The organism is Halorubrum orientale (assembly GCF_059623105.1).
Map to the genome: position 1 here is coordinate 279295 of NZ_JBSPSR010000007.1, position 21276 is coordinate 300570.

Annotated in this window: 15 protein-coding genes; 10 read left to right on the plus strand and 5 right to left on the minus strand. The window is 64.1% G+C overall.

Annotated features, from left to right (window positions below):
* The first annotated feature begins 60 nt into the window (after positions 1 to 60).
* The 3 genes from ACWUI7_RS09835 (at position 61) to ACWUI7_RS09845 (ending at position 4175) form a co-directional block, all read left to right on the plus strand.
* Positions 61 to 1128 (plus strand): NAD(P)/FAD-dependent oxidoreductase, encoded by a 1068-nt coding sequence (locus ACWUI7_RS09835; protein WP_496642038.1) that lies wholly within the window; start codon positions 61 to 63, stop codon positions 1126 to 1128.
* Positions 1129 to 1163: 35 nt separating this feature from the next.
* Entirely contained in the window at positions 1164 to 1367 is a 204-nt protein-coding gene (locus tag ACWUI7_RS09840; protein ID WP_496642039.1) for a DUF1289 domain-containing protein, read from the plus strand.
* Positions 1368 to 1469: 102 nt separating this feature from the next.
* Positions 1470 to 4175, plus strand: a complete 2706-nt coding sequence (locus ACWUI7_RS09845; RefSeq protein WP_496642040.1) for a cation-translocating P-type ATPase — start codon at positions 1470 to 1472, stop codon at positions 4173 to 4175.
* Positions 4176 to 4601: 426 nt separating this feature from the next.
* On the opposite strand, the gene budC is transcribed toward ACWUI7_RS09845, so the two are convergent.
* The 3 genes from budC to ACWUI7_RS09860 all read right to left on the minus strand — a co-directional run bounded on the left by budC (position 4602) and on the right by ACWUI7_RS09860 (position 6412).
* Complete coding sequence (budC, locus tag ACWUI7_RS09850; RefSeq protein ID WP_496642041.1) at positions 4602 to 5330, minus strand: meso-2,3-butanediol dehydrogenase; 729 nt, start codon at positions 5328 to 5330, stop codon at positions 4602 to 4604.
* Positions 5331 to 5453: 123 nt separating this feature from the next.
* Positions 5454 to 5840: a hypothetical protein gene (locus tag ACWUI7_RS09855; RefSeq protein ID WP_496642042.1), complete on the minus strand. Its 387-nt coding sequence runs from the start codon at positions 5838 to 5840 to the stop codon at positions 5454 to 5456.
* On the minus strand, positions 5837 to 6412 hold the full coding sequence (locus ACWUI7_RS09860) for a DUF7344 domain-containing protein (protein WP_496642043.1): 576 nt from the start codon (positions 6410 to 6412) through the stop codon (positions 5837 to 5839). The genes ACWUI7_RS09855 and ACWUI7_RS09860 overlap by 4 nt, the downstream gene beginning before the upstream one ends.
* 387 nt (positions 6413 to 6799) lie before the next feature.
* Here ACWUI7_RS09860 and ACWUI7_RS09865 point away from each other — a divergent pair, with 387 nt between their 5' ends.
* The 7 genes from ACWUI7_RS09865 to ACWUI7_RS09895 all read left to right on the plus strand — a co-directional run bounded on the left by ACWUI7_RS09865 (position 6800) and on the right by ACWUI7_RS09895 (position 17163).
* On the plus strand, positions 6800 to 7450 hold the full coding sequence (locus ACWUI7_RS09865) for a hypothetical protein (protein ID WP_496642044.1): 651 nt from the start codon (positions 6800 to 6802) through the stop codon (positions 7448 to 7450).
* Positions 7451 to 7555: 105 nt separating this feature from the next.
* Complete coding sequence (locus ACWUI7_RS09870) at positions 7556 to 8683, plus strand: signal peptidase I (protein WP_496642045.1); 1128 nt, start codon at positions 7556 to 7558, stop codon at positions 8681 to 8683.
* An 86-nt stretch (positions 8684 to 8769) separates the two neighbouring features.
* Complete coding sequence (locus ACWUI7_RS09875) at positions 8770 to 10020, plus strand: DUF5305 domain-containing protein (protein WP_496642046.1); 1251 nt, start codon at positions 8770 to 8772, stop codon at positions 10018 to 10020.
* A 635-nt stretch (positions 10021 to 10655) separates the two neighbouring features.
* Positions 10656 to 11252 (plus strand): CoA pyrophosphatase, encoded by a 597-nt coding sequence (locus tag ACWUI7_RS09880; RefSeq protein ID WP_496642047.1) that lies wholly within the window; start codon positions 10656 to 10658, stop codon positions 11250 to 11252.
* 84 nt (positions 11253 to 11336) lie between these two features.
* Complete coding sequence (gatD, locus tag ACWUI7_RS09885; protein WP_496642048.1) at positions 11337 to 12620, plus strand: Glu-tRNA(Gln) amidotransferase subunit GatD; 1284 nt, start codon at positions 11337 to 11339, stop codon at positions 12618 to 12620.
* Positions 12621 to 12772: 152 nt separating this feature from the next.
* Complete coding sequence (locus ACWUI7_RS09890; protein ID WP_496642049.1) at positions 12773 to 16072, plus strand: PAS domain S-box protein; 3300 nt, start codon at positions 12773 to 12775, stop codon at positions 16070 to 16072.
* Positions 16073 to 16260: 188 nt separating this feature from the next.
* Positions 16261 to 17163, plus strand: coding sequence for a DUF7504 family protein (locus ACWUI7_RS09895; RefSeq protein ID WP_496642050.1), 903 nt, complete (start codon positions 16261 to 16263; stop codon positions 17161 to 17163).
* Positions 17164 to 17226: 63 nt separating this feature from the next.
* On the opposite strand, the gene ACWUI7_RS09900 is transcribed toward ACWUI7_RS09895, so the two are convergent.
* Both ACWUI7_RS09900 and ACWUI7_RS09905 read right to left on the minus strand, forming a co-directional pair.
* Positions 17227 to 20712, minus strand: a complete 3486-nt coding sequence (locus tag ACWUI7_RS09900) for a PAS domain S-box protein (RefSeq protein ID WP_496642051.1) — start codon at positions 20710 to 20712, stop codon at positions 17227 to 17229.
* A 301-nt stretch (positions 20713 to 21013) separates the two neighbouring features.
* Positions 21014 to 21151: a DUF7563 family protein gene (locus ACWUI7_RS09905; protein ID WP_496642052.1), complete on the minus strand. Its 138-nt coding sequence runs from the start codon at positions 21149 to 21151 to the stop codon at positions 21014 to 21016.
* Positions 21152 to 21276 lie beyond the last annotated feature (125 nt).

A 21276-nucleotide genomic window follows, 5' to 3' on the forward strand; every position in this document is an offset into this window, starting at 1 on the left:
TGGACGGGCGCCGTGCACATCACGCGGGCATTTATACAGGATCGGGCCTATACTACTGACATGACCGATGGAGACACGCGGTACGAGATCGCGGTCGTTGGGGGCGGGCCGGCGGGGCTAACGACGGCGCTGTATGGGGCCCGGCTGGGACACGAGACCGTGCTCATCGACCGTGGCGGCGGTCGCGCGGCGATGATGGCCGATACCCACAACGTGATCGGTGTCACTGAGGACGTATCGGGGAACGAACTCCTCGCGACGGGTCGCGAGCAGGTCACGTCCTACGGCGGCACGTTTGAGCGCGGCTTCGTTGAGTCGATCAAGCGCGACGATGAGGGGCGATTCCACCTCGACACCGGCGACGAGACGCCGATCGTCGCCGACCGCGTCGTGCTCGCGACGGGATTCTCAGACGAGCGGCCGGACCCGCCGCTGCCGCGCAACGCGAAGGGACTCCACTGGTGTCTCCACTGTGATGCGTACATGTTCGTCGACGAGCCGGTGTACGTGATGGGCCACGGCGAGGCGGCCGCACACGTCGCGATGATCATGCTCAACATCACGGACGAGGTCGACCTGCTCACCCGCGGTGCGGAGCCGACGTGGAGCGACGAGACGGCTGCACAACTCGAGGCGCACCCAGTCGACGTGGTTCACGCGGACGTCGCGGGGATCGAAAACGACCCAGACACGGGGTGGTTAGCGGCGATGGAATTCGACGATGGCACGCGACGAGAGTATCGCGGTGGCTTCCCGATGTACGGTTCCGACTACAATACCGCACTCGCGGAGTCGCTCGGCTGTGCGCTGACCGACGACGGCCAGGTCGACGTCGACGATCACGGTCGCACGAGCATTGATGGCGTGTACGCGGTCGGCGACGTCACGCCTGGACACAACCAGGTTCCGGTGGCGATGGGTCAGGGTGCAAAGGCCGGTATCGCACTCCACAAAGACCTCCGTACGTTCCCCCGGTCGACGGAGGCGATCGCCAGAGACGGCCCCGTCGACGACTCCGAGGTGCCCGCCATCTCGCCCACGTTGGTGGAAACCGCAGTCGCTCACGAGGGGCACGCCGGTGGCCCGCGTGACATGCCGACGACAGAGGCCGCCGCAGACGACGACTGACGGGCGTATCTTCAGCCACCGTACACCTACCCTCAATGCCGTCACCCTGTATCAACGTCTGTGCGGTCGAAGACGAACGATGTACCGCCTGTGGTCGAACACTCGCGGAGATAGCCTCTTGGGGAACCATGACCCCGGCCGAACAGCGCGCCTGGATGGATGATCACGCGGCGGCTGGCAACGAGACTGCCAACCACGAGACGATGGATGCCGAGGCCACCAACGACGAGGCGCCGTAAACCACTCATCGGCTCCCGTGGCAGTACCGCGATCGTTGTGGCGAACGCATACGTTCAGTTAGGCTGACACTTAAGTCGTGACTCGGCGTAGCCTCGGGGTAGATGTCGCCCGATGCCGACGACGACTCGCGATGGTTCATTACGGATCAACAGACCCTCTTTGAGAAACTAGAGACGAACGTCACCGGTCTCACGGACGCAGCAGCGACTCAGCGGCTCGAGACCGTCGGACCGAATCGGCTTCCACGACCGACTGTGGTCGGCGTGTCACAGATCGCTGCCCGGCAGTTCACGAATCCACTCATCTACGTGCTCGCCGCCGCAGCGGTGGTCTCTGTGGCTATCGGTGCGGAGACAGACGCCCTGTTCATCGCGGCGGTGCTGCTCGTCAACGCGGTCGTCGGTGGACTCCAAGAGTGGCGCGCAGAGCAAAGTAGTCGCGCACTGCAGGATCTCATCCGGACACGGGCCACGGTCTCGCGTGATGGAGCCCTCCGGGATATCGACGCCGAGGAACTCGTTCCAGGCGACATCGTCGTCGTCAATGCGGGTAGTCGCGTTCCTGCGGACGTACGACTAATCGAGACGCGAAACGTTGCGGTCGATGAGTCAGCGCTCACCGGCGAATCAGCGCCAGCCGGCAAAGACGCCGCGTGGGAGCCGACTGACGATACTGTTTCGCTCGGCGATCGGGACAACATGGCACACGCGGGTACGGTCGTTACGAGAGGCCGTGGCCGTGGCGTCGTCGTAGAGACGGGCGGGGACACCGTGATTGGTCGGCTAGCCGAAGACGTCACCGCCGTTGAGGGTGGTGCCCCACCGCTCGTGATGCGTGTCGAACGGTTCACCCGTGTCGTCGGTGTGGTGGTGCTCGTTGCCGCGGCGATCACGGCGGTACTCGGCGTCGCCGTCCACGGGTACAGTGTCGTCGAGATGTTTCTCTTCGCGGTCGCACTCGCGGTGTCGGCCATTCCCGAAGGGCTCCCCGTGGGGATCACCGTCGCACTGGGTGTCGCGAGCCGACGAATGGCTGCCGTCGGCGTCGTGGTTCGCCGTCTAGTCGCCGTCGAGGGCCTCGGAAGCTGCACGATGATCGCCTCGGACAAGACCGGCACGCTCACCGCTAATGAGTTGACTGTGACGCGAATCCGTCTCCCGGACGGGTCCACTTACGAGGTCACCGGCGAGGGGTACGAGCCGACCGGGACCGTCCTCAACGACGGGTCCACGCCGAGTGACGACGCCGAAGCGGCGCTCACACGGCTCGCTCGTGCCGGCGTGCTGTGTAACGACGGCACACTCACACGACGTGGAGACGACTGGAACTGGCGTGGTGACCCGGTGGATGTTGCGCTGCTCACCTTCGGGCGAAAGCTCGGTCACTCACGAGCGTCGGCGCTCGAAGCGTGGCCACAGGTCGATCAAATTCCCTTCGAGTCGGCACAGCGATACGCGGCGTCGATTCACCAGGTCGACGGGGACAGAAGAGTGGTGGTCAAGGGCGCACCCGAGCGCGTCCTCGAGATGTGTACAGACGCGGCCGGGGGAAGCCTCGACCGCGACTCACTTAAGCGACAGGCAGGAGCGCTCGCCAGAGAGGGCTATCGAGTGCTCGCCGTGGCGGTCGGGACCCACACCGAGCCAGGAAGAGATGCCCCAGCCGCCGAGCCCGAAGGCCTGACACTTCTTGGATTCCTCGGCCTGATCGACCCACTTCGCGAGGGTGTACCCGCGGCGGTTGCGGCCGCACAGCGGGCGGGAATCGACGTACGGATCGTCACCGGTGATCACCCAGAAACCGCCCTCGCTATCGCCCGCGAGCTCGGACTCGCAGACACACCGGACGAGGTGGTAACCGGCGCCGATCTCGCCGATGCCACGCCGGCGACGATTGCGAAGCTGATCGAGACGACGCGTGTGTTCGCACGGGTCTCGCCTGGTCAGAAGCTCCAGATCGTCGAGGCGGCCCGCGAGAGCGGCCACTACGTGGCGGTCACCGGCGACGGGGTGAACGACGCGCCCGCGCTCCAGCAGGCGAACATCGGCATCGCGATGGGCATCATGGGAACTGACGTCGCGCGCGACGCGGCGGACTTGGTGCTCAGCGACGACAACTTCGCGACGATCGTTGCCGGGATCGAACAGGGTCGGATCGCCTACGATAACGTTCGTAAAGTGGTGTATCTGCTCATCTCGACTGGGGCTGGAGAGGTCACGCTCGTCGTTGCGAGTCTGGCTGCTGGGCTGCCGCTTCCGCTCTTGCCTGCACAAATACTTTGGTTGAACCTCGTCACGAACGGGATACAGGACGTTGCGCTGGCGTTCGAGCCGAAAGAGGGAGACGTCTTGGCCCGCGGCCCGCGCGCGCCCGACGAGCGAATCGCGAACCGGCTGATGATCGAACGGACGCTCGTCGCGGCGGTCGTCATCGGGGGCGTCGGCTTCGCGACGTTCGTCTGGCTGCTAGAGCGAGGCGTTGCCGTTGAGGCGGCGCGAAACCAGCTCCTCTCGTTGATCGTCCTCTTCGAGATAGTCAATATCGGGAACGCGCGGTCAGAGACGAAGTCGATCCTCGCGCTCTCCCCGCTACGGAGCCCGATCCTCTTGGCTGGAACGCTCGCGGCCTTTGTGATCCATCTCGGAGCGACGTACACGCCCATCGGACAGGCCGTTCTCGCGACAGCACCTATCGAGCCAATCCGGTGGGTGGCACTCGGTGGACTCGCCTTGACGATCGCGGTCGCCTTAGAGGTACACACGCGGAGCTGGCGGCGACGCCACTCGGGTGACCGAGATGATCGGTGATCCGAGGTTCGAGCGACAAGATCCTCCTCTGGCTTGCGGTGGCGCGCGCCTCATGAGTCGCCGAAGGCGTGCTCACGAGCGCGTGCGAGGGATGAGCGAGTCGCCCGTGGGCGACGAGCGAATCGGTTGGGGAGGGTGTGGCGGGAAGTAGTGTCCGGGTGTCGTGAAATCGTCTTGGTCACGTAGCCATCACCGACATATGGAATCGGTTGGGGAGGGTGTGGCGGGAAGCGGCGTCTGTGTGTCGCGCGGTCGTATTGTACACAGACTCACAGTCGCCGAACGGGAGCAAACCATACGACCCGTAGTGTCCCTCAAGCTGGTTAATCACTACATTCCCGTCACCGAGCGTGGACACACGAGTCCGATACGCACGGCCACACCGCCGTCCGCCGCACACAGATTCGTGTCCGCTCAACAACCCGTTTACTGAGCAGTCCATCCTCCGTCGACGGGGATGTTTACGCCCGTGACGTACGAGGCTGCATCGGAGGCCAGAAACAGCGCAATACCGGCGATCTCGTCGGGTTGGGCCACCCGTCCCATCGGGGTTGAGCCTCGCACGTACTCGTAGAACTCGTCTGCTTCGAACGCCTCGGCGGTCATCGGTGTCTCGACGAACCCGGGACAGATGCTGTTGACGCGAATGCCCTCCTCGGCGTAATTGACGGCGATAGACCGTGTAAGGTTGGCTACGCCGGCTTTGGCGGCCGCGTAGGCGGTCGCGTTCGGGCCCGCGACGAGACCGTATATCGAGCCGATGTTGATCACACACCCCCCAGTCTCTTTCAGGTGCGGGAGCGCGGCGCGGGTGCCGTACATCGTTCCAGTGAGGTTGACGTCGAGTACGTCGTGCCAGTCGTCGAGATCCATCTCTTCGACGCTGCCGGTGCGACCGATCCCCGCGTTGTTGACGACGACGTCGAGACGCCCGTACTCTTTGACCGTGGCCTCGACGAGCGCGGTCACCTGATCGTACGCCGAGACGTCACACCGGACGAACTCACAGTCCAACGCTGCGGCGGTCTCGTGGCCGCTCTCAGGCGACCGATTGGCGATCACCACCGTTGCGCCGTGGTCGAGATACGTCTCGGCTATCGCCCTCCCGATACCCGTTGATCCGCCGGTGACGATGGCGACGCGTCCGTCGAGCATACTGAAATTTCATTTTTATCGACACATAATCCGTCGGGATCGCCTCAGGTCGTGAGAACAAGTGGGGATCGGGTACGCAAGCGCTAGACAGAACGAATGCCGAAGAGCGCAGGCGGGTCCTCCTCAACAGCCCACAGGTGGTGGTCGTGTCACGTGGATGGCTACGCTCTCGCCGGTCGCTTCGATGACGATCGAATCGCCCGGCTCGACCGCCGAAAACGACTCCATCTCACTATCCCCTACGCCGAGGTGGTCGACAGTGCGGTGACTCCCGTTTGCGGTGAGGTCAACGGTCAGTGGCTGGTCGCCTGGGACGCGGTTCCGCACGGTAACACGTACTGAGCCGTTGTGACAGTCCCGGTCGATGCCGAGGTACGCCTCGTCGTCGGTGACGACCTCGCCGGTGGCGGTTCGCTCAAGCGAGGCGGAGCTGATGCCGGCCGTCGGAACGATAATCGATGCAACCACCAGTACCCCAGCAACGAGGAGGGCGTATCTGGCTGCGGTCATTCGCGTGTCACCTCCGGCGGTGGCCCGTTCTCGCCGAGTTTCATGCGTCGCGTGTCGTACACGAAGACGAGTGAGGAGACGCCGAGTGAGGCGACGAACAACAGGCTCCACCGCAGGTCGCCGACCACGGACAGCGGCGGCACGTCGATACCCACCATCGCGAGCAGGACCGCGTGGATAGCCGAGAGGCCGAGGAAGTATACGCCCCACGGGACGCTCCGCCGGCCGACAACTTCGGCGTACACGTCAATCGACTCGAGTGCAGTCGTGGGCTCAACCCGCCCAGCACGTTTGTCGAACTCGACGAGCCCGAGATCGTGAAGCTTCGGGAGGTGACGCTGTTGGAGCGCCGAGTAGGCGTACTTGCGCTCGTCGGAGGTGACCTCGTGACGTGACTTCCCGCGCTCCCAGGCGGCGATCTGCTCGGCCAACTCACCGAACTCGACCCGGTCGTCAACCTGTTTCAGATAGTGGATGGCGTAGCGTCGTCGCCGATTCGCGAGAACGTCGTACACCGCATCCATCGGCGGCGTCTCCACCGCTCCCCCGATCGACTCCCGCTTGTGAGTCATACATCGTGTGGATCGCCACAGGTGGGATTTGTAATGGACATCCTATAGGATGAAAATCATGTAGTATGCAGTTACTAGAATACTGTTGTGTGGTAACTAGCCGGCTCACGCTCGGTCTCACCGGCAGAGTGCCGATTGCGGGGTCCTGTCAGGTGGTAGCGGGCTGTTTGGCGGTGACTACGGATTACTCGGTGTCGACGATGGCCTCCAAGACGATCACTCGGTCGCCGAGAACAAATTCTCCGTCCCCGAGCGATCACTCTCGCTGCGGAATACGATACCAATATCGGCCGAGGGGTGAGATACGCGCCGCAGAGAGACCTGGTGACCCGAGCGGTGAGAGCTGGAGTCGGGCGGAGGCGGCGTGACATACGAGGTTGAACACAAATGCAACGACGCAAATTCGTGGTCGGTATGGGATCGCTCGCCGCCGGTGCAAGTGCGGTGATGGGCACTGGTGCAATATCGGAGTCGACGATGGAACGCGGCGTCTCTGGTCGGTTCGCGAACGACCAGTACGCGTACATCTCGATCGAACCGTGCCCGAACAACGGTGAACACGTCAGCTACGACTCGTCTTCGGGACAGATGTACTTGGACTTCGGCAACACGAGCCGTGGCAACGGGCTCAACCCCGATTCGGTGAACTGGTTCGACGGGGTCTTCCGAGTGAAAAACCGGAACCCAGGTAAAGAGAAGTTCACGTACTCGGTCTGGGTCGACAACCCCAACCCCAATCTGAAGTTCTACGACCGCGGCAAGGAGGGTTCACCGATACAGAACAAGGGGAATGCGGTTGACATGAGCCGTAGTCACGGAGATGATAACTATCCGGCGACCCGTGGAATCGGGGTCAAGATCAATCTCGAGGGTATGAACCCGAATACTGATTCAATCTCGGATCTGTTCAACGGGTACGACGACTTCGTGATTCACGTGGAGAAAAGGAATACCCAGGGAGGCGGCAATGGTGGCCACGGCGGCGGCAATGGTGGCCACGGCGGCGGCAATGGTGGCCACGGCGGCGGCAACGACTAATCCACTCCCCTGACGAGACCCCCCCCCACGCTCGTCTCCCCCGTTGTCGGTCGGCTGCGGGTAGTCTGCGCGTACTTACACCGCGCGTCTTCGAGCGCCCACGTGATGACACTCAAGCGGGCGCTCTCGCGCGTCGTGACTATTGCCATCGTCGTCGCATTCCTCGGACTCCTCCTCAGCGCGTGGCTCGGTCAGCCGGTAGTGCTTGGATACGTGACAACAGAAAGTATGGCCCCGACGCTCGCACCGAACGACGGCTTTGTCGCGGTCCCGGCAGCCGTCTCGGGTCCGGTGACGACTGGCGACGTGATCACCTTTCGCGCCGAAGTGCTTCACGGCGGGGAGCTCACGACGCATCGGGTCGTCGGCACGACCGAACAGGGCTACATCACCAAAGGCGACAACAACCCGATCACCGACCAGTCTGGCTCGGCTGAGCCGCCGGTCCGCGACGCACAGATTGTCGCGACGGCCCTGCAGGTCGGTGGGTGGGTCGTCCCGATCCCCGGACTCGGGCACCTCGTCACAGGGAGCCAGTCGGTGCTCGAGACGACACAGTATCGCCTCGCTGGACTCGTCGGATCGCGATTCCTCCTTGGTACACAGGGGCTCGCCACGCTCGCGTCCCTCCTCTTGTTCGGTGTGTACGCCGTAGACGTGTGGAATGAATCGACGACGAACGAGAAGTCGCGCACACGCACACGACGTCGCGATGATGGGTCGAATCCACGAGTCCTTGTCGGTGTCTTGATGCTGCTTCTTGTCGCGGCGACGACCGCCGGGATGGTCGGCCCCGCAACCACCCACGAGTTCCAGACGGTCCAACTCGAGACCGAATCGGCGACCCTCCACGTCTCCAACAGCGCGTCTATTCCGATGGCCGTGTATCTCGAGCCGAAGAGCGAACAGATTTCAGCGACCCCAACGCGGCTTACCATTCCACCGCGTTCGACCGAGCAGGTGGCCGTGACTGTCCGTCCACCGGACGAGGCGGATGATCGTAGACGGTACCTCGGAGAGCACCGATACACCGCAATCCTCCCGCGTCCCGTCCTCGATGCACTCTACGGGATACATCCACTCGCTCCGGTCCTCGCGATCGACGGGCTCGTTGGGGGCGCGTTCTACGCGCTTGGGATCTGGCTCATCGGACAGGGTCGCGTCCGGGACCGTGTCCGTGAACGGAGCGTCTCGCTGTTGGGTCGCTCTCGCCGACGCTCCACCGAGGATTAATCAGCTCGGTCACCGACGAGTAGACAGCTCCTTCTGCTGGTAGCAGCGCTATAACAAATTCCACGAGTCGTGAGGTGTCGCCCACGATGTCCAATTGGCTGCTTCGGCTTCGCGCGCTTCTTCACGGACAGTTCACGGTCGCTATCGCCGTCTGTCTCCTCCTCGCGCTGGCAGGCGGGTGGACGACGTACGCAACCCATACCGGCCCTGAGGTGACGACCGAGCAGCGAACCGTCACCGACTGGGAGACCACCGGCCAGTTCACACACGCGGCGACGGTGACGGAGCCGAACGACGTCTACCCCGTCGACACCACGCTCTCGAATCGGTCGATCTATCTGACGGAGATCGCACCAGAATTCACCGGTGCATACGTGTTCAGCTACGGCGTCGGTGACACGCGAGGGCTCGCCGGGTCGGGTACGTTGAACGGGACAGTATCACTCGAGTTCGTCTTACAGAGCACTGAGGAGCGCCGAGACACGACGACGGTCATCTGGCAGACCAGTCAACCGCTCACGGCGACCGCGGCCGAGTCACTCGAACCGGGTGAATCGGTACGCGTTCCCTTCGCACTCGATATGAACGAGACGGTGACTCGGTCGACAGCAATAAATGAACAGCTTGGGAACCCACCGGGACAACCCGAGGGGATCGTACGAGCAACGGTCGGCGTAACGGGCACGGTCAACGGCGAGAAGGTCGAGGAGACGACGACGCACACGCTCCCGGTCGCGTTCGATAGCGGGACGTACCGACCGACCTCGGTTGGAACGCTCCGTGAGGAGTACAACACGACACAGATGGTCACGGTCGAGCAGCCGCCGCCATCACTGCCCCAGCGAGCCGGGGGTGTGACGCTTCTTGTGGTCCCGCTTGTCGGACTCGCTGGGCTCGTAATTGCGCGCCAGCAGGAGTTCCTGCGGCTCTCTGCGGCCGAACAGGAGCGACTCGCATACGAGGAAGACCGCCGCGACTTCGACGAGTGGATCTCGCCGATTCGGCTGCCGGAGACCGCATTCGACCTACCGCGTGCTGAGGCGACGTCGCTCGGTGCCCTCGTCGACTTCGCTATCGACACCGACAACAGCGTTGTCGACGACCCAGATGATCCGGCGTACTACGTCGTTCACGATGGCTACCTCTACACGTACCACCCACCGCAGTTCGGCGACGAGCAGACAGCGGGCGAGTCGGCGGCCGACGAGCTGTCGGCCGACGCACAAGAAGCACCGAACGCCGACTCGGTGTCCGACGAGGACCCGCTGAACGGGCCGGCGCCGCCCACCGATCAGGATACCTCGGGTGGTCCGTCACCACCAGCAGACGACGACTGAGCAGCCCGGCAGACGTGCGCAAAAAACGCACAGCGTATCCTTCATCGCTGCGGTGGCGCGCGCCTCGTGAGTCGCCGAAGGCGTACTCACGAGCGCGTGCGAGGGATGAGCGAGGGAGCGAAGCGACCGAGCGAATCGGCTGGGGAGGGTGTGGCTAATTGGTGTCCGGGTGTCGCGCGGTCGTGTTGGTCGCACTACTACCGCCACATTCGTATTGGGGTGGATGTGGCTGATTGGTGTCCGTGTGTCGCGCGGTCGTCTCGGTCACGTAGCCACCACATGTATGGAATCGGCTGGGGTGAGTGTAGCGTGAAGAAGCGCCCGGGTGTCGTGTGGTCGTGTTCGTCACAGCGTCACAACGAGCCGAACGCCACAACGAGTCGACCATCACACATCTACCTGTACTCAACCGCCGCCATCACCCCCCGACTGATAGTGAGTACTGCGAATAGTTCATCGACGGCGTCGAAAGACGGCGGGTCGGTGGCTCTCACCACCGACGGGAGTCGTCGTGGCGGTAAAGACTCGCAGTAATCACTATGAAGCCGTGGGCTCTCTCCTCTATTTGTGTAAGCCACCACACGGCACAGATGCTGCGGAGAAAGGTTAACGCCCTCCGAAGCATATCTCCCGGTATGGACCTGTCGGGGATCCGTCGGCATACCCCCGCGTCTGCCGCGGCGCGCCGTGAGGCAGCCGTGCTCGCCCCGGTCGTCGCGCGCGACGGTAAGGCCCACCTGCTGTTTACCAAGCGGGCCGCACACCTCGGGCGCCACCCTGGACAGATGAGTTTCCCCGGTGGCGGACGCGAACCGTCGGACGCCTCGCTGAGCGACACGGCGTTGCGCGAGGCCCACGAAGAGATCGGCCTCAGACCCACGGAAGTCGACGTCCTCGGCCGCATCGACGACGTGACAACGACCAGCGACTACGCGGTAAGACCGTTCGTCGGCGTCGCACCTGACCGTGAGTACGTCCCCGATGAGTCTGAGGTGGCGGAGGTGGTAGTGCTCCCGGTCGACGCGTTCACCGACCCGACGAACTACGAGTCAGAGCGCAGGGTCGGTCGTGACGGGGACCCACACCGACTCCACTTCTTCCACGTCGAGGGCTACCTCGTCTGGGGGGCTACCGGCGGTATCGTGGTGCAGCTACTTGAGCGGACGACCAACTGGCAGGCACCGCCGACTCCCGATCGAGTCGTCGGTCCCGACGCCGACCTCCCGACCTGAGCGACGACACGACGGAACCGACCCACTCGCGACGGCCGAGTGCGAACGGCTGGATTCAAGTCCGCGGCCGGGGAAACGGCGCGTATGCAACCAGGCGATCGCGTTCGCGCCGAGCGCGGCGACGTCACGAACGAGGGGGTGATGCTGCCGTCGACGACAGACGAGCACCTCGTGCTCAAGCTCGAGGGCGGGTACAACGTCGGTATCGATCGCACGGCAGCGACGACCGAAGTCATCGAGTCGGGCGCGCGCGCCGTCGACGACGGCGCTGGAGCGACCGAATCGAGTGAGATCACGTTCGACGACGACCTCCCCACGGTGGCGCTCATCTCCACCGGTGGCACGATCGCCTCGACGGTCGACTACCGAACGGGGGCCGTCACGGCTCGGTTTGACGCCGAAGACGTCCTGCGGGCCGTCCCGGAGCTCGCCGGGCGAGCGAACTACCGCGGCCGCGTCGTCGCCAATATTCTCTCTGAGAACATGGAGCCGGCGATCTGGCGCGACCTCGCACAGGCCGTCTCCGAGGAGGTGGAAGACGGTGCCGACGGCGTCGTCGTGATGCACGGGACCGACACGATGCAGTACTCGGCGTCTGCGCTCTCGTTCGTGCTCGACGTGCCGGTGCCGGTCGTCTTCACCGGGAGCCAGCGCTCTGCAGATCGTCCCTCCTCTGATAACGTGATGAACGCGGTGTGTGCCGTCGAGGCCGCGAAGGCCGACCACGCGGAAACGCTCGTGTGCATGCACGCGACGCCGAACGACGACCGCTGTGCGCTCCACCGTGGAACCCGCGTCAGAAAGAATCACACCTCCAGACGCGACGCCTTCGAGACTGTCGGTGCGAAGCCGCTCGGGACGGTGGACTACGAGTCGGCAGTCGAAGCCGGCACCGACGGGGCGGTCGCGACCGAGGCGATCGAGTGGAACCGCGAACCGACGCGACGGGACGCCGACGCGGATCCGACACTCGCGGCCGAGCTCGCTTCCGACGTCGAACTCGTTCGGTTCACACCTGGGATGGACCCGGACGCGTGGTCGTACCTCGACGGCACGGACGGCGTCGTCGTTGCGGGTACTGGGCTCGGCCACGTCCACACCGACCTGATCCCGCGTCTTGAGTCGCTCGTCGCGGATGGCACGACCGTCGTGATGACGAGTCAGTGTCTCGCGGGGCGGGTCTGTGACCGGGTGTACGAGACCGGTCGTGACCTCCTCAATGCTGGCGTCGTCGAAGCCGGCGACACCCTCCCTGGGACCGCCACGGTGAAACTCATGTGGGCGCTCGCAAACACCGACGACCCGGCGGCCGCGATGCGCCGCGACATCGCCGGCGAACTCACGGCTGAATCTCGTCCCTGGCGGTGAGGACCGCCGAGGTTCGTCCCTGGCGGTGAGGACCGCCGAGGTTCGTCTCTGGCGGTGAGGATTACAAAAAAGCGTCCCTGACAGCAAACCCGCAATCACGGCTCCGATAGGCTCAAGATGGGGACGCTCGTAAAAATTGGAGAGAACACGCGATGAGCCGAGAACAGATCACTCCTCGTGACGACGCGGGCAACTTTCTCGCCCGGATGGCCATTGAGGCGCCCTCTGCACTGGTCGTCGCCGAGGCCGAGACGGGCACCGTCGTGGCAGTCAACGAGGCGGCGACGAGTTTGTTCGCGCGGAGTCGGTCGTCGCTCATCGGCGCCCACCAGACGGAGCTGCACCCACCGGCAGAAGAGTCGCGGTCCCGAACGGGCTTCGATGCGGTTCCGACGGATCACCAACAGCGGGTGTATGCGGACGAAGAGGAGGCGGTTCGGATCCTGCGTGGCGACGGTGAGGTCGTCCCAGTCGACGTCTGGTCGACGACGGTCACCCACCGCGAGACGGCATATGTCGTTGGCGTATTCCAGGATGCGACCGATCGCCTCGAACGGCAAGAGCGGCTCGAACGACAGGCCGCCGCGATGGACATCTCGCCGTCGGGGATCGCGCTGTTGAACGAGGAGGGTGTCTACACCTACCTCAACGAAGCGCACGTCACGATGTTCGGGTACGACGACGCCGAGGAACTCCTCGGCGGCAGCTGGAAGCAGTTCTACGACGACACGGTCGCCGAACACATCGAAGCCGAGGTGTTTCCGGTCCTCGAGGCCGAAGGAACGTGGGACGGCGAACTCGTCGGCCGGCGGAAAGACGGCTCACCGCTCACCCAGCGGGTCGCGCTCGGCGTGCTCCCCGACGGCGGGCTCGCCTGCGTCAACATCGACCTGACCGAACGAGAACGAACCCGCGAGCGAATCGAAGAGACCCGGGCGCTCGTCGAGACAGTGATGACTGCTGAGGACCGCGAGTCGGTCATCGTGTCTGTCATCGACGCCATCTCTGCAATCGTCGACAGACCACTCGCGGGCTACTGGGCACACGACACATCGGCTGAGGCGCTGGTTCCCGTCCAGGTGTCGACACAGGGGACCGACATCGTCGAGACGGTGCCCAGCTTCGAGCCCGGCGCATCGGTCGCCTGGGAGGCGTTCGAGCGCGGGGAGCCGCGGTACTGTGCCGAACTTCAAGCCGAATCGACCGTCCACAACCCGGACACCCCGATCGGCTCGGAGTTCATCGTCCCGATCGGCGACGATGGGGTGCTGATCGTGGGATCGCCGTCGCCGGACGACGTGCCGGCCGAGGACCGCGAGTTGATCGTCATTATCGCCAGGCACCTCCAGACGGCACTCACGCTGGCCAATCGCCGTCGTCGGCTTCGAGACGCCCGTGAGCGGATCGCAGCCGAACGGAACCAGCTTAAGAAGGTCATCGACACCGTTCCACAGCTGATATTCGCGAAGAACCCCGACGGCGAGTTCATCCTCGCGAACGAGGCCGTAGCGGACGCGTACGGCGCGACCGTCGACGACCTCATCGGATCGACTGATGCCGACTACGCGTCCGATCCCGAGGAGGTCGACGCGTTCACCGCTGACGACCGGCGGGTCCTCGATACGGGTGAGTCGCTGCATCGGACCGAAGAGACGCTCACCGACGCCGCGGGGAACGAGCGGATCCTCGAAACGTGGAAAATCCCATTCTCGCCGGTCGACAGCGACGACGAGGCAGTGCTCGGTGTTGCAAACGATATCACAGAGCTCAGCGACGTGCAGGCGGAACTGAAACGCCAGCGCCAGCTCACGAACCTCTATACGGTGAGCAACCGCGTGCTACAGGCGTCGACCCCGTCGGACGCATTTGAGGCGTGTGTCGCCGCGGTCGCAGATGTCGTGTCGAACGACCGAGTCGCGATCTACGCGCGCGACGAGGACGACGGCGCGCTCGTCAGGCGGGCGGTTGCCGATGCATCGACCGCCGGTGGGTTTCCGGCTCGTATCGAGCCCGGACAGAGTGATGCGTGGCGCGCATTTGGCAGCGACGAGCCGCGATGGATCGACAGCGACCGCTTTGGTACGCACCCTCACGAGTTGGGTGCAGACAGCCTCCTTGCCGTTTCATTCGACGACACGGGCGTGCTCGCCGTCTCGGTCGACGACCGTGACCCGGAACTCGAGTCGTTCATCGGTGCCGTCGCGAGGCAGGTGACCGCAGCACTCACGCAACTCCGCCAACAACGGTCGATTCAGAGCCTCTCTGACGACATTACGGAGAGCAGAGAGCGTGCGGCACAGTACCGTGCTCTCTGGGAGGCGGTCGCCGAGGCTGTGGAGTCGATTGCCGATGCGCGGACGAGAGACGCCGTGTACGACGCCGTGTTAGCCTTCAGTGAGGAGCTTGCTTCCTACGCGGTCGTCGGCACCTACGACTCTGTCACCGACCGTATCGATCCGACCGCGGTGTCGGCGGCCGGTGGCCCCGGAAAGCTGTACGACCGCGACGAGCGCTTCCCGGCCGTGGTCGCTGGTGCGACCGACACGACCCAACACGTCTCGGACAACGCTCCGGACGAGCACGGTGCGTGGGCCACACAGCTGTTGTACTTCGGCTACCGGTCGTCGATTGCGGTCCCGCTGAGCCACCGTGGGACGGTCCACGGAGTCGTTGAGCTCGCGAGCCCGCGAGCCGATACGTTTGGTACTGACTGCCGGCAGGCAGTCGAGGCGATTGGAACGGCCGCAGGCGCACGACTATCGACACTCGAGACGGGTGGACAGCGCGATGAGGCAGTGACGTTCGATATCGAGTGCCGTGACCCGCCGATCTTCTTTCCGGACCTGCCGCGTGAGGGCTCGGTGGTGGCGGATCAGACGGCGGTTGCCGGTGACGCATCGTTGTTGTTGAAAGGACACACCAATGGGTACACCACGTCTACCATCCGTTCGTATGTCGCTCGGACCCCAGGACTCGAACTCGAATCGATAACGAAGACGGGGACCGACACACACGACATCGAGCTCCGAGCCGTCGACACGCCACAGACAGACGTCAGAGCGCTGTTGGACGCCCTCGACCGTAACGAGACGCGACTCGTCGGTATCAGGGCCCGACCAGATGCGACGGTCTGTGGCTTCCATACACGCGACCCGACACGAATCGCTGCGGTTCGCACTCAGCTCGAAGCCCGCAGTGGCGCGTGCTCGCTCGTCGCGAAGCGCCAGGTGTCCGTGGAGGGAGGGCAATCGGCCGGTCGAGACGCCGATGCTGATCTTACCGACCGCCAGCACGAGATCCTCGAATCCGCGCTCCGACAAGGATACTACGACGACCCTCGCGCGACGAGCGGCTCCGACCTCGCCGACCGCTTCGACGTCTCCTCTTCGACGCTTCACCAGCACCTTCGGGCGGCAGAGTCGAAGGTTATCCGCGAGTTCTTCGACGAGTGAGTCGCGGACAGTGCCGAATATGTGGGGTATTGGGTTTATCGACCACATATCTCTGTGGGTGGTGATATGTACGTGTACGCTGTGGTACTGGGTATGAACGAGTCTCAGTGCGCTGGTGTCGGCGCCGCCGGGGTATCGGCGCTGCTGGGTGCTGTGGCCGCGGTCGGCCGAACGGGGGAGATGTGACTGTGAGTCCGACGCCCGACCGCGTGGTGAAGCTCGCGTACGAGTACCAGCAGCTCGTTGCTGGGGCGAACCAGATGGGCTCAACAGACGAGACGGCCGAGTCGTATGAGGCGTGGGTCGACCCGTCAGTGTACGCCGATGCGATTGGCGACTCACCGCTCGTCGAAGAACTGATAGACGCCGAGCGGTATCCAGGCGAGGCATTCGTCTCTGCGGTTGACCCCGACCCGGAGACGATCGTGCCGGCGTTCGCCGATGACGTCGCCATCGACTCGGGTGATATTGTCGGCGTCTCTGGACCGAGCACGCAGCTCTGTGATGATATCTACTACGCGTTGTTCCGGTCGGTCGCCGAAACGGGCGCGGTGCTCACAACGAAATATCCCGACGACGCGGTTCGAGCCCGACTCCCGGAGGTCGATCCGATGGTCCTCGATTGTACTCCGGGAGCGACCGCCCGCGAGTGCGATACAGACGGGCTCCGTGAAGCGCTTCGGTGTGACGACCTCACTGCGATCGGTGTCGCCGCACAGTCGGCCACAGAGCGACTCGCCGACCGCGACCCGCCGCGTGTGTTCGGTGTATCGACGGTCACCCAACTGCGGTCACACCACGAGTCGCGGTCACTCGAACGGTTCCTCCACGAACTCGTCGGGCAGTGGCGCAACCACGACGTGGGTGGGCTGGTCCACGTCCCGCCGGTACAAGACGACCAGCCGTACGGAGCCGCCCACTTCGACTACGTCGTCGAGGTGCGAGCCGACACAGCGTCGGTCGAAGCACGGGTCCGTGGGAAGCGTGATGTCGACCCATCCTGGCGGACGCTCGGGTCGTCTCGACTCGACGAAAGGTCGGCGCGACCGGCCGATGGGACTCGATTGACACCAGAGATAGCTCCGGAGTAGCTGCGTTCTCTCCTCTCGCTCGTATCGTCCGCCGACGATCGCGTGATCGTCTCGACGCTTCGATCAGCTACGATCCGCTACCGCCGACGAAGGAGCGACGGTCGGGCCACTCTCTGGGCGCGTCTCGCCGGTCGGGATCCACAAGACGACGCGCGTGCCGTCGTCAGTCGTCTCCACCTCGACGTCGCCCCCAAAGTGCGTGACGACCATCCGTACGGTCCACACACCGAGGCCACTCCCGTGGCTCAGCGGCGATTCATCGCCGGTTTCGAGCACCGATGCTTCCATCGACGGCATGCCTGGCCCGTCGTCTGTGACCGCTATCTGTAGCCACCCGTCCTCCGGACGCGCCACCGTGACGTCTACCGTCGGATTCTGGTTTGGATGCGACTGGACCGCGTTGTCTACGAGCTCGCCGAGTGCGACGTCGATCAACCGTGGGATCGTCCCCGTCACGTCCTTCGTGTGGGTGCAGATGGTCGCCCCTGGGTGGCGGTCACACCGGTCGTCGACTACTTGCTGTGCGAGCGTCGCCGCCGGGATGCGGTCGACGTCCGCCGGCTGCGTGGCGATTGCCCGCTCTATCTGATGGATGTTCTCGGCGATGCGCTCCCACCGATCCAAGCCACGCTCGATTCGGTCGTGGTGGGTCGCCCGGCGGTCCGGGTCGGACGTGTCGACGAGCAGGTCCGTCCAGCCACGGAGCGCGTTCAAGTCGTTGCGGATATTGTGTCGCATCACGCGCTGGAGCACCTGGAGGTGTTGTTGTTGTCGCTTCTGGGCAGTAATGTCGTTGCCCTCGATGACGAGTAACGTCACGTCGCCGTCGTCGGTTCGCACCGGCTTCACGGAGAAGTCAACGGTTGCGATCCGATCTGTCCCGCGGAGCTCCGTCTCACGTCTGACCGATTCACCGTTTGCCGCCCGGTCTATCGCCTCATCGACGTCGAAATCGACTTCCGCGTCCGCATCGACCCACAGTGCCTGTTTGAGATGGCTGCCCACCAGCTGGTCGCGGTCCATGCCGGTGAACGCGACCGCAGCGTCGTTGATGCTGACGACGGTGCCATCAGGGTCCAACAAGCCCGTGAGCTGGAACGTCCCGTTGAACACGGCTTCCAAGCGTCTGGTGTACTTTTTCCGCTCGGAGATGTCGCGGAATACCCCGTACGTCACCGGTCCATCGTCGAGTTCGACGGTCGTGAGGTTCATTTCGACTGGGACAGTCCCACCCGTCGCCGTCTCGAGTCTCGTTTGTTGCCCGTTTGGGAGCGTCGAGATGGGGCCGTCGGTGCCGCCCTCGAAGAGCATCCGATACTGCTCGTGCTCTGAGGCCGGAAAGAGATCGGTGTAGTGGCCCTCAACGAGTTCATCAAGCGGTGTGTCGAGGAGCGTGGCCGCTGCGGTGTTGGTTTCGAGAACCTCACCCGAGGCTGGCTCGACAACGAACACCGGATCCGGTGCGGCCCGTAGCATCGTCCGATACTGTGCTCTGGCCGATGAGAGTGCGCGCTCTCGTTGCTTCTGTTCTGTGATGTCGATCAGCAGGACGTCTGTGCCGACGGCCCGTCCGTCTATCTCACGCGGGACCGCCCGCAACAGGCACGGGACCGGCTCCCCTTTGGCGTCGACGAGCTGTCGTTCGACGACTGTGAGATCACCATCGAGCGCCTCCACGTATCCGCCCGTCTGGAGGTCATTCGCCGACTCGTCGTCGTAGAAGTCCGAGAGCGGCTCACCGCGGACCGCCTCGTGGTCGTATCCGAGCCGATCCGCAAACGAGGGGTCACACTCCTCAACGACCGCCGTTTCACCATCGACACGGGTCCGTAAGAACATCAACGGTCCGTAATCGAAGAGATCGTACAGCCACTCGGTTCGCTCCGTCTGGTCGGTGACGTCCGCGCCGGTCGCCAACACCTTGTGTGGCGTGCCGTCGTCGTCGTCGAGCGTCGCGACCGCACGGGTCTCTAACCACGCCACGTCGCCGTCGCCGGTGAACACCCGAAATGCACCGCTCGTCGGCTCGCCCGTCTCCAGCATCGTCTCGAACTCGTCGCGGGTCCGCTTGCGGTCTTCGGGGTGGACTATCGACCAGAACTCCGCCATCGTCTCCGGGTCTTGGCCGAACGTGTCGACGAGCGTCTCGTCCCACTGCACCCGCTCCGTGTCGAGGTCCCACTCGGCGATGCCCGTCTCCGTCTCCGACAACACCAGTTCGAGTCGTTCCGTCCGATCTTTGAGCGTCTCGAGGAGCTCGCGACGCTCCGTGACGTCCTGTTGGATACCGATAAAGTTGGTGAGCCTACCGTCCTCGTCGTGGACCGGCGCCACCGAGAGTCGCGCCCAGTACGGCTCCCCCTCGGCGGTAACGTTCTCGAGTTCGACGGTTGTCGGTCGCTCCGCGTTGACGGCCTCCCGGAGCTGTGTCAGCTGTTCGCTCTCGGTCGCCTCGCTCTGTAAGAACCGCGGGTTCTGCCCCAGCACTTCGGATTCGTCGTATCCGGTGAGCCGTTCGAACCCCTCGTTGATGTATACGAGCGGGTTCCCCTCCCGGGTCGGGTCGGTGATCTGGATTGCGATATCTGCTTCGTCCATCGCGCGCTCTTTCAGCTCTAGCTCTCGTTTTCGCTCCTGCTCTTCGGTGCGATCCCGAGCGGTACAAATGATGCGACCGCCTCCGACGACTGTCAGCGAGATCTCGACCGGGAACGTTGACCCGTCTGGGCGGCATCCCGTTACCCGCCCTCGCCACTGTCCCTCGCGTTCGAGGACAGGAAACGCCTCGGCTTTGAGTCGCTCGACCTCCGCCGTCTCGTACAGCGCCTCCCACGTATCACCGAGTAGCTGTGTCTTCGAGCTGAAGCCGTACATCTCCACGTGCGTCCGGTCGACGTAGACGTACTCCTCGCCCTCGAGGATAGCGACGCCGTCGGCCGCCTCGTCTATCGCCCGCTGGAACGCGTCGAACTCGATCGCCTGGGTTGCGTTGGCTGCCTCGACCCGCGCCGGCTCACGAAGACGCCCGAGGGCCGCTTCGAGGGCGTCGGCTGCTCGTGTGAGGACGCGCCCGTCAGCCGCGTCGAATGCTCGTGACGCTACCGACGCGAGACCAATGATCCGGTCGTCGCCGACGCCACACAGCAGCTCGCTCCGGATGTGGTCGATACCGTCGCGCTCGGCGTCGGACCCGGAGTCCATATCGATCCGGCCAGACTCCGGCTGGCGTGGCCCGGCGATTCCGGTCGTCGAACGCGGATCCGTCGCTGCGGGGAGCCGGGCGAACGAGCGGTCTGTCGGCGGCGCGTCGACGGCTCCACCGGACTGTGTGAGTTCGGTCGACACCGTCGGACTCACTCCCCCAGCCGACGGAGTCGACGCGGCTGATAGCCGCCAGACGAAGACGCCGACCGACTCGGTGTCGAACACCTCGCTCAGACACCCAACCGTGCGGTCGACCGCGTCTTCGACCGATTCAGCCTTGTTCAGCGCCAGCGCTAGCTCGAAGGTCGGCTCGTTGCTACTCGCCGACACACCACAGTCAGTCACGGTGAACGCACTCGACCCTCGACGTCCGTCTCACCGACAATTCGTGCTGGGTGGCAGGTGGAGACCATCTGACCCGTCTGCGTCGGGACCCGCGTCGTGGGTGCTCGCGTGGCCTCCGACTCACTTCGGAGCTGTCCGCACCACTGGCGCTCTATGCTCATACGTTGTACAACATCAACAGTCACTTATGCCCGTCTACGGAGTACTCCGCCGGATTCGTGTATGCCTTATATGTGAGGGTACCCCATCCCGACATACGAGGTACAATGCAATCGGCAGCCGGTCGCCGCCCAGTTCCTCGCTATCGCCGTTTCGTGATCGTGTCGGCGATGTTGCTTCGGCCTGAACAAGACGGACACGCCGTCACGTCGCCGTCCAACCCGAACACTGTGGCGAACCGAACCGAGACGTGATCGCCACAGTTGACGCACTCCGGCATCGACTCACCCGAGCGAGCCCTCCATTTCGAGTTCGACGAGTCGGTTGAGTTCGACCGCGTACTCGATCGGGAGTTCTTCCGTGATCGGTTCGATGAATCCGGAGACGATCATTTGTTTTGCGTCG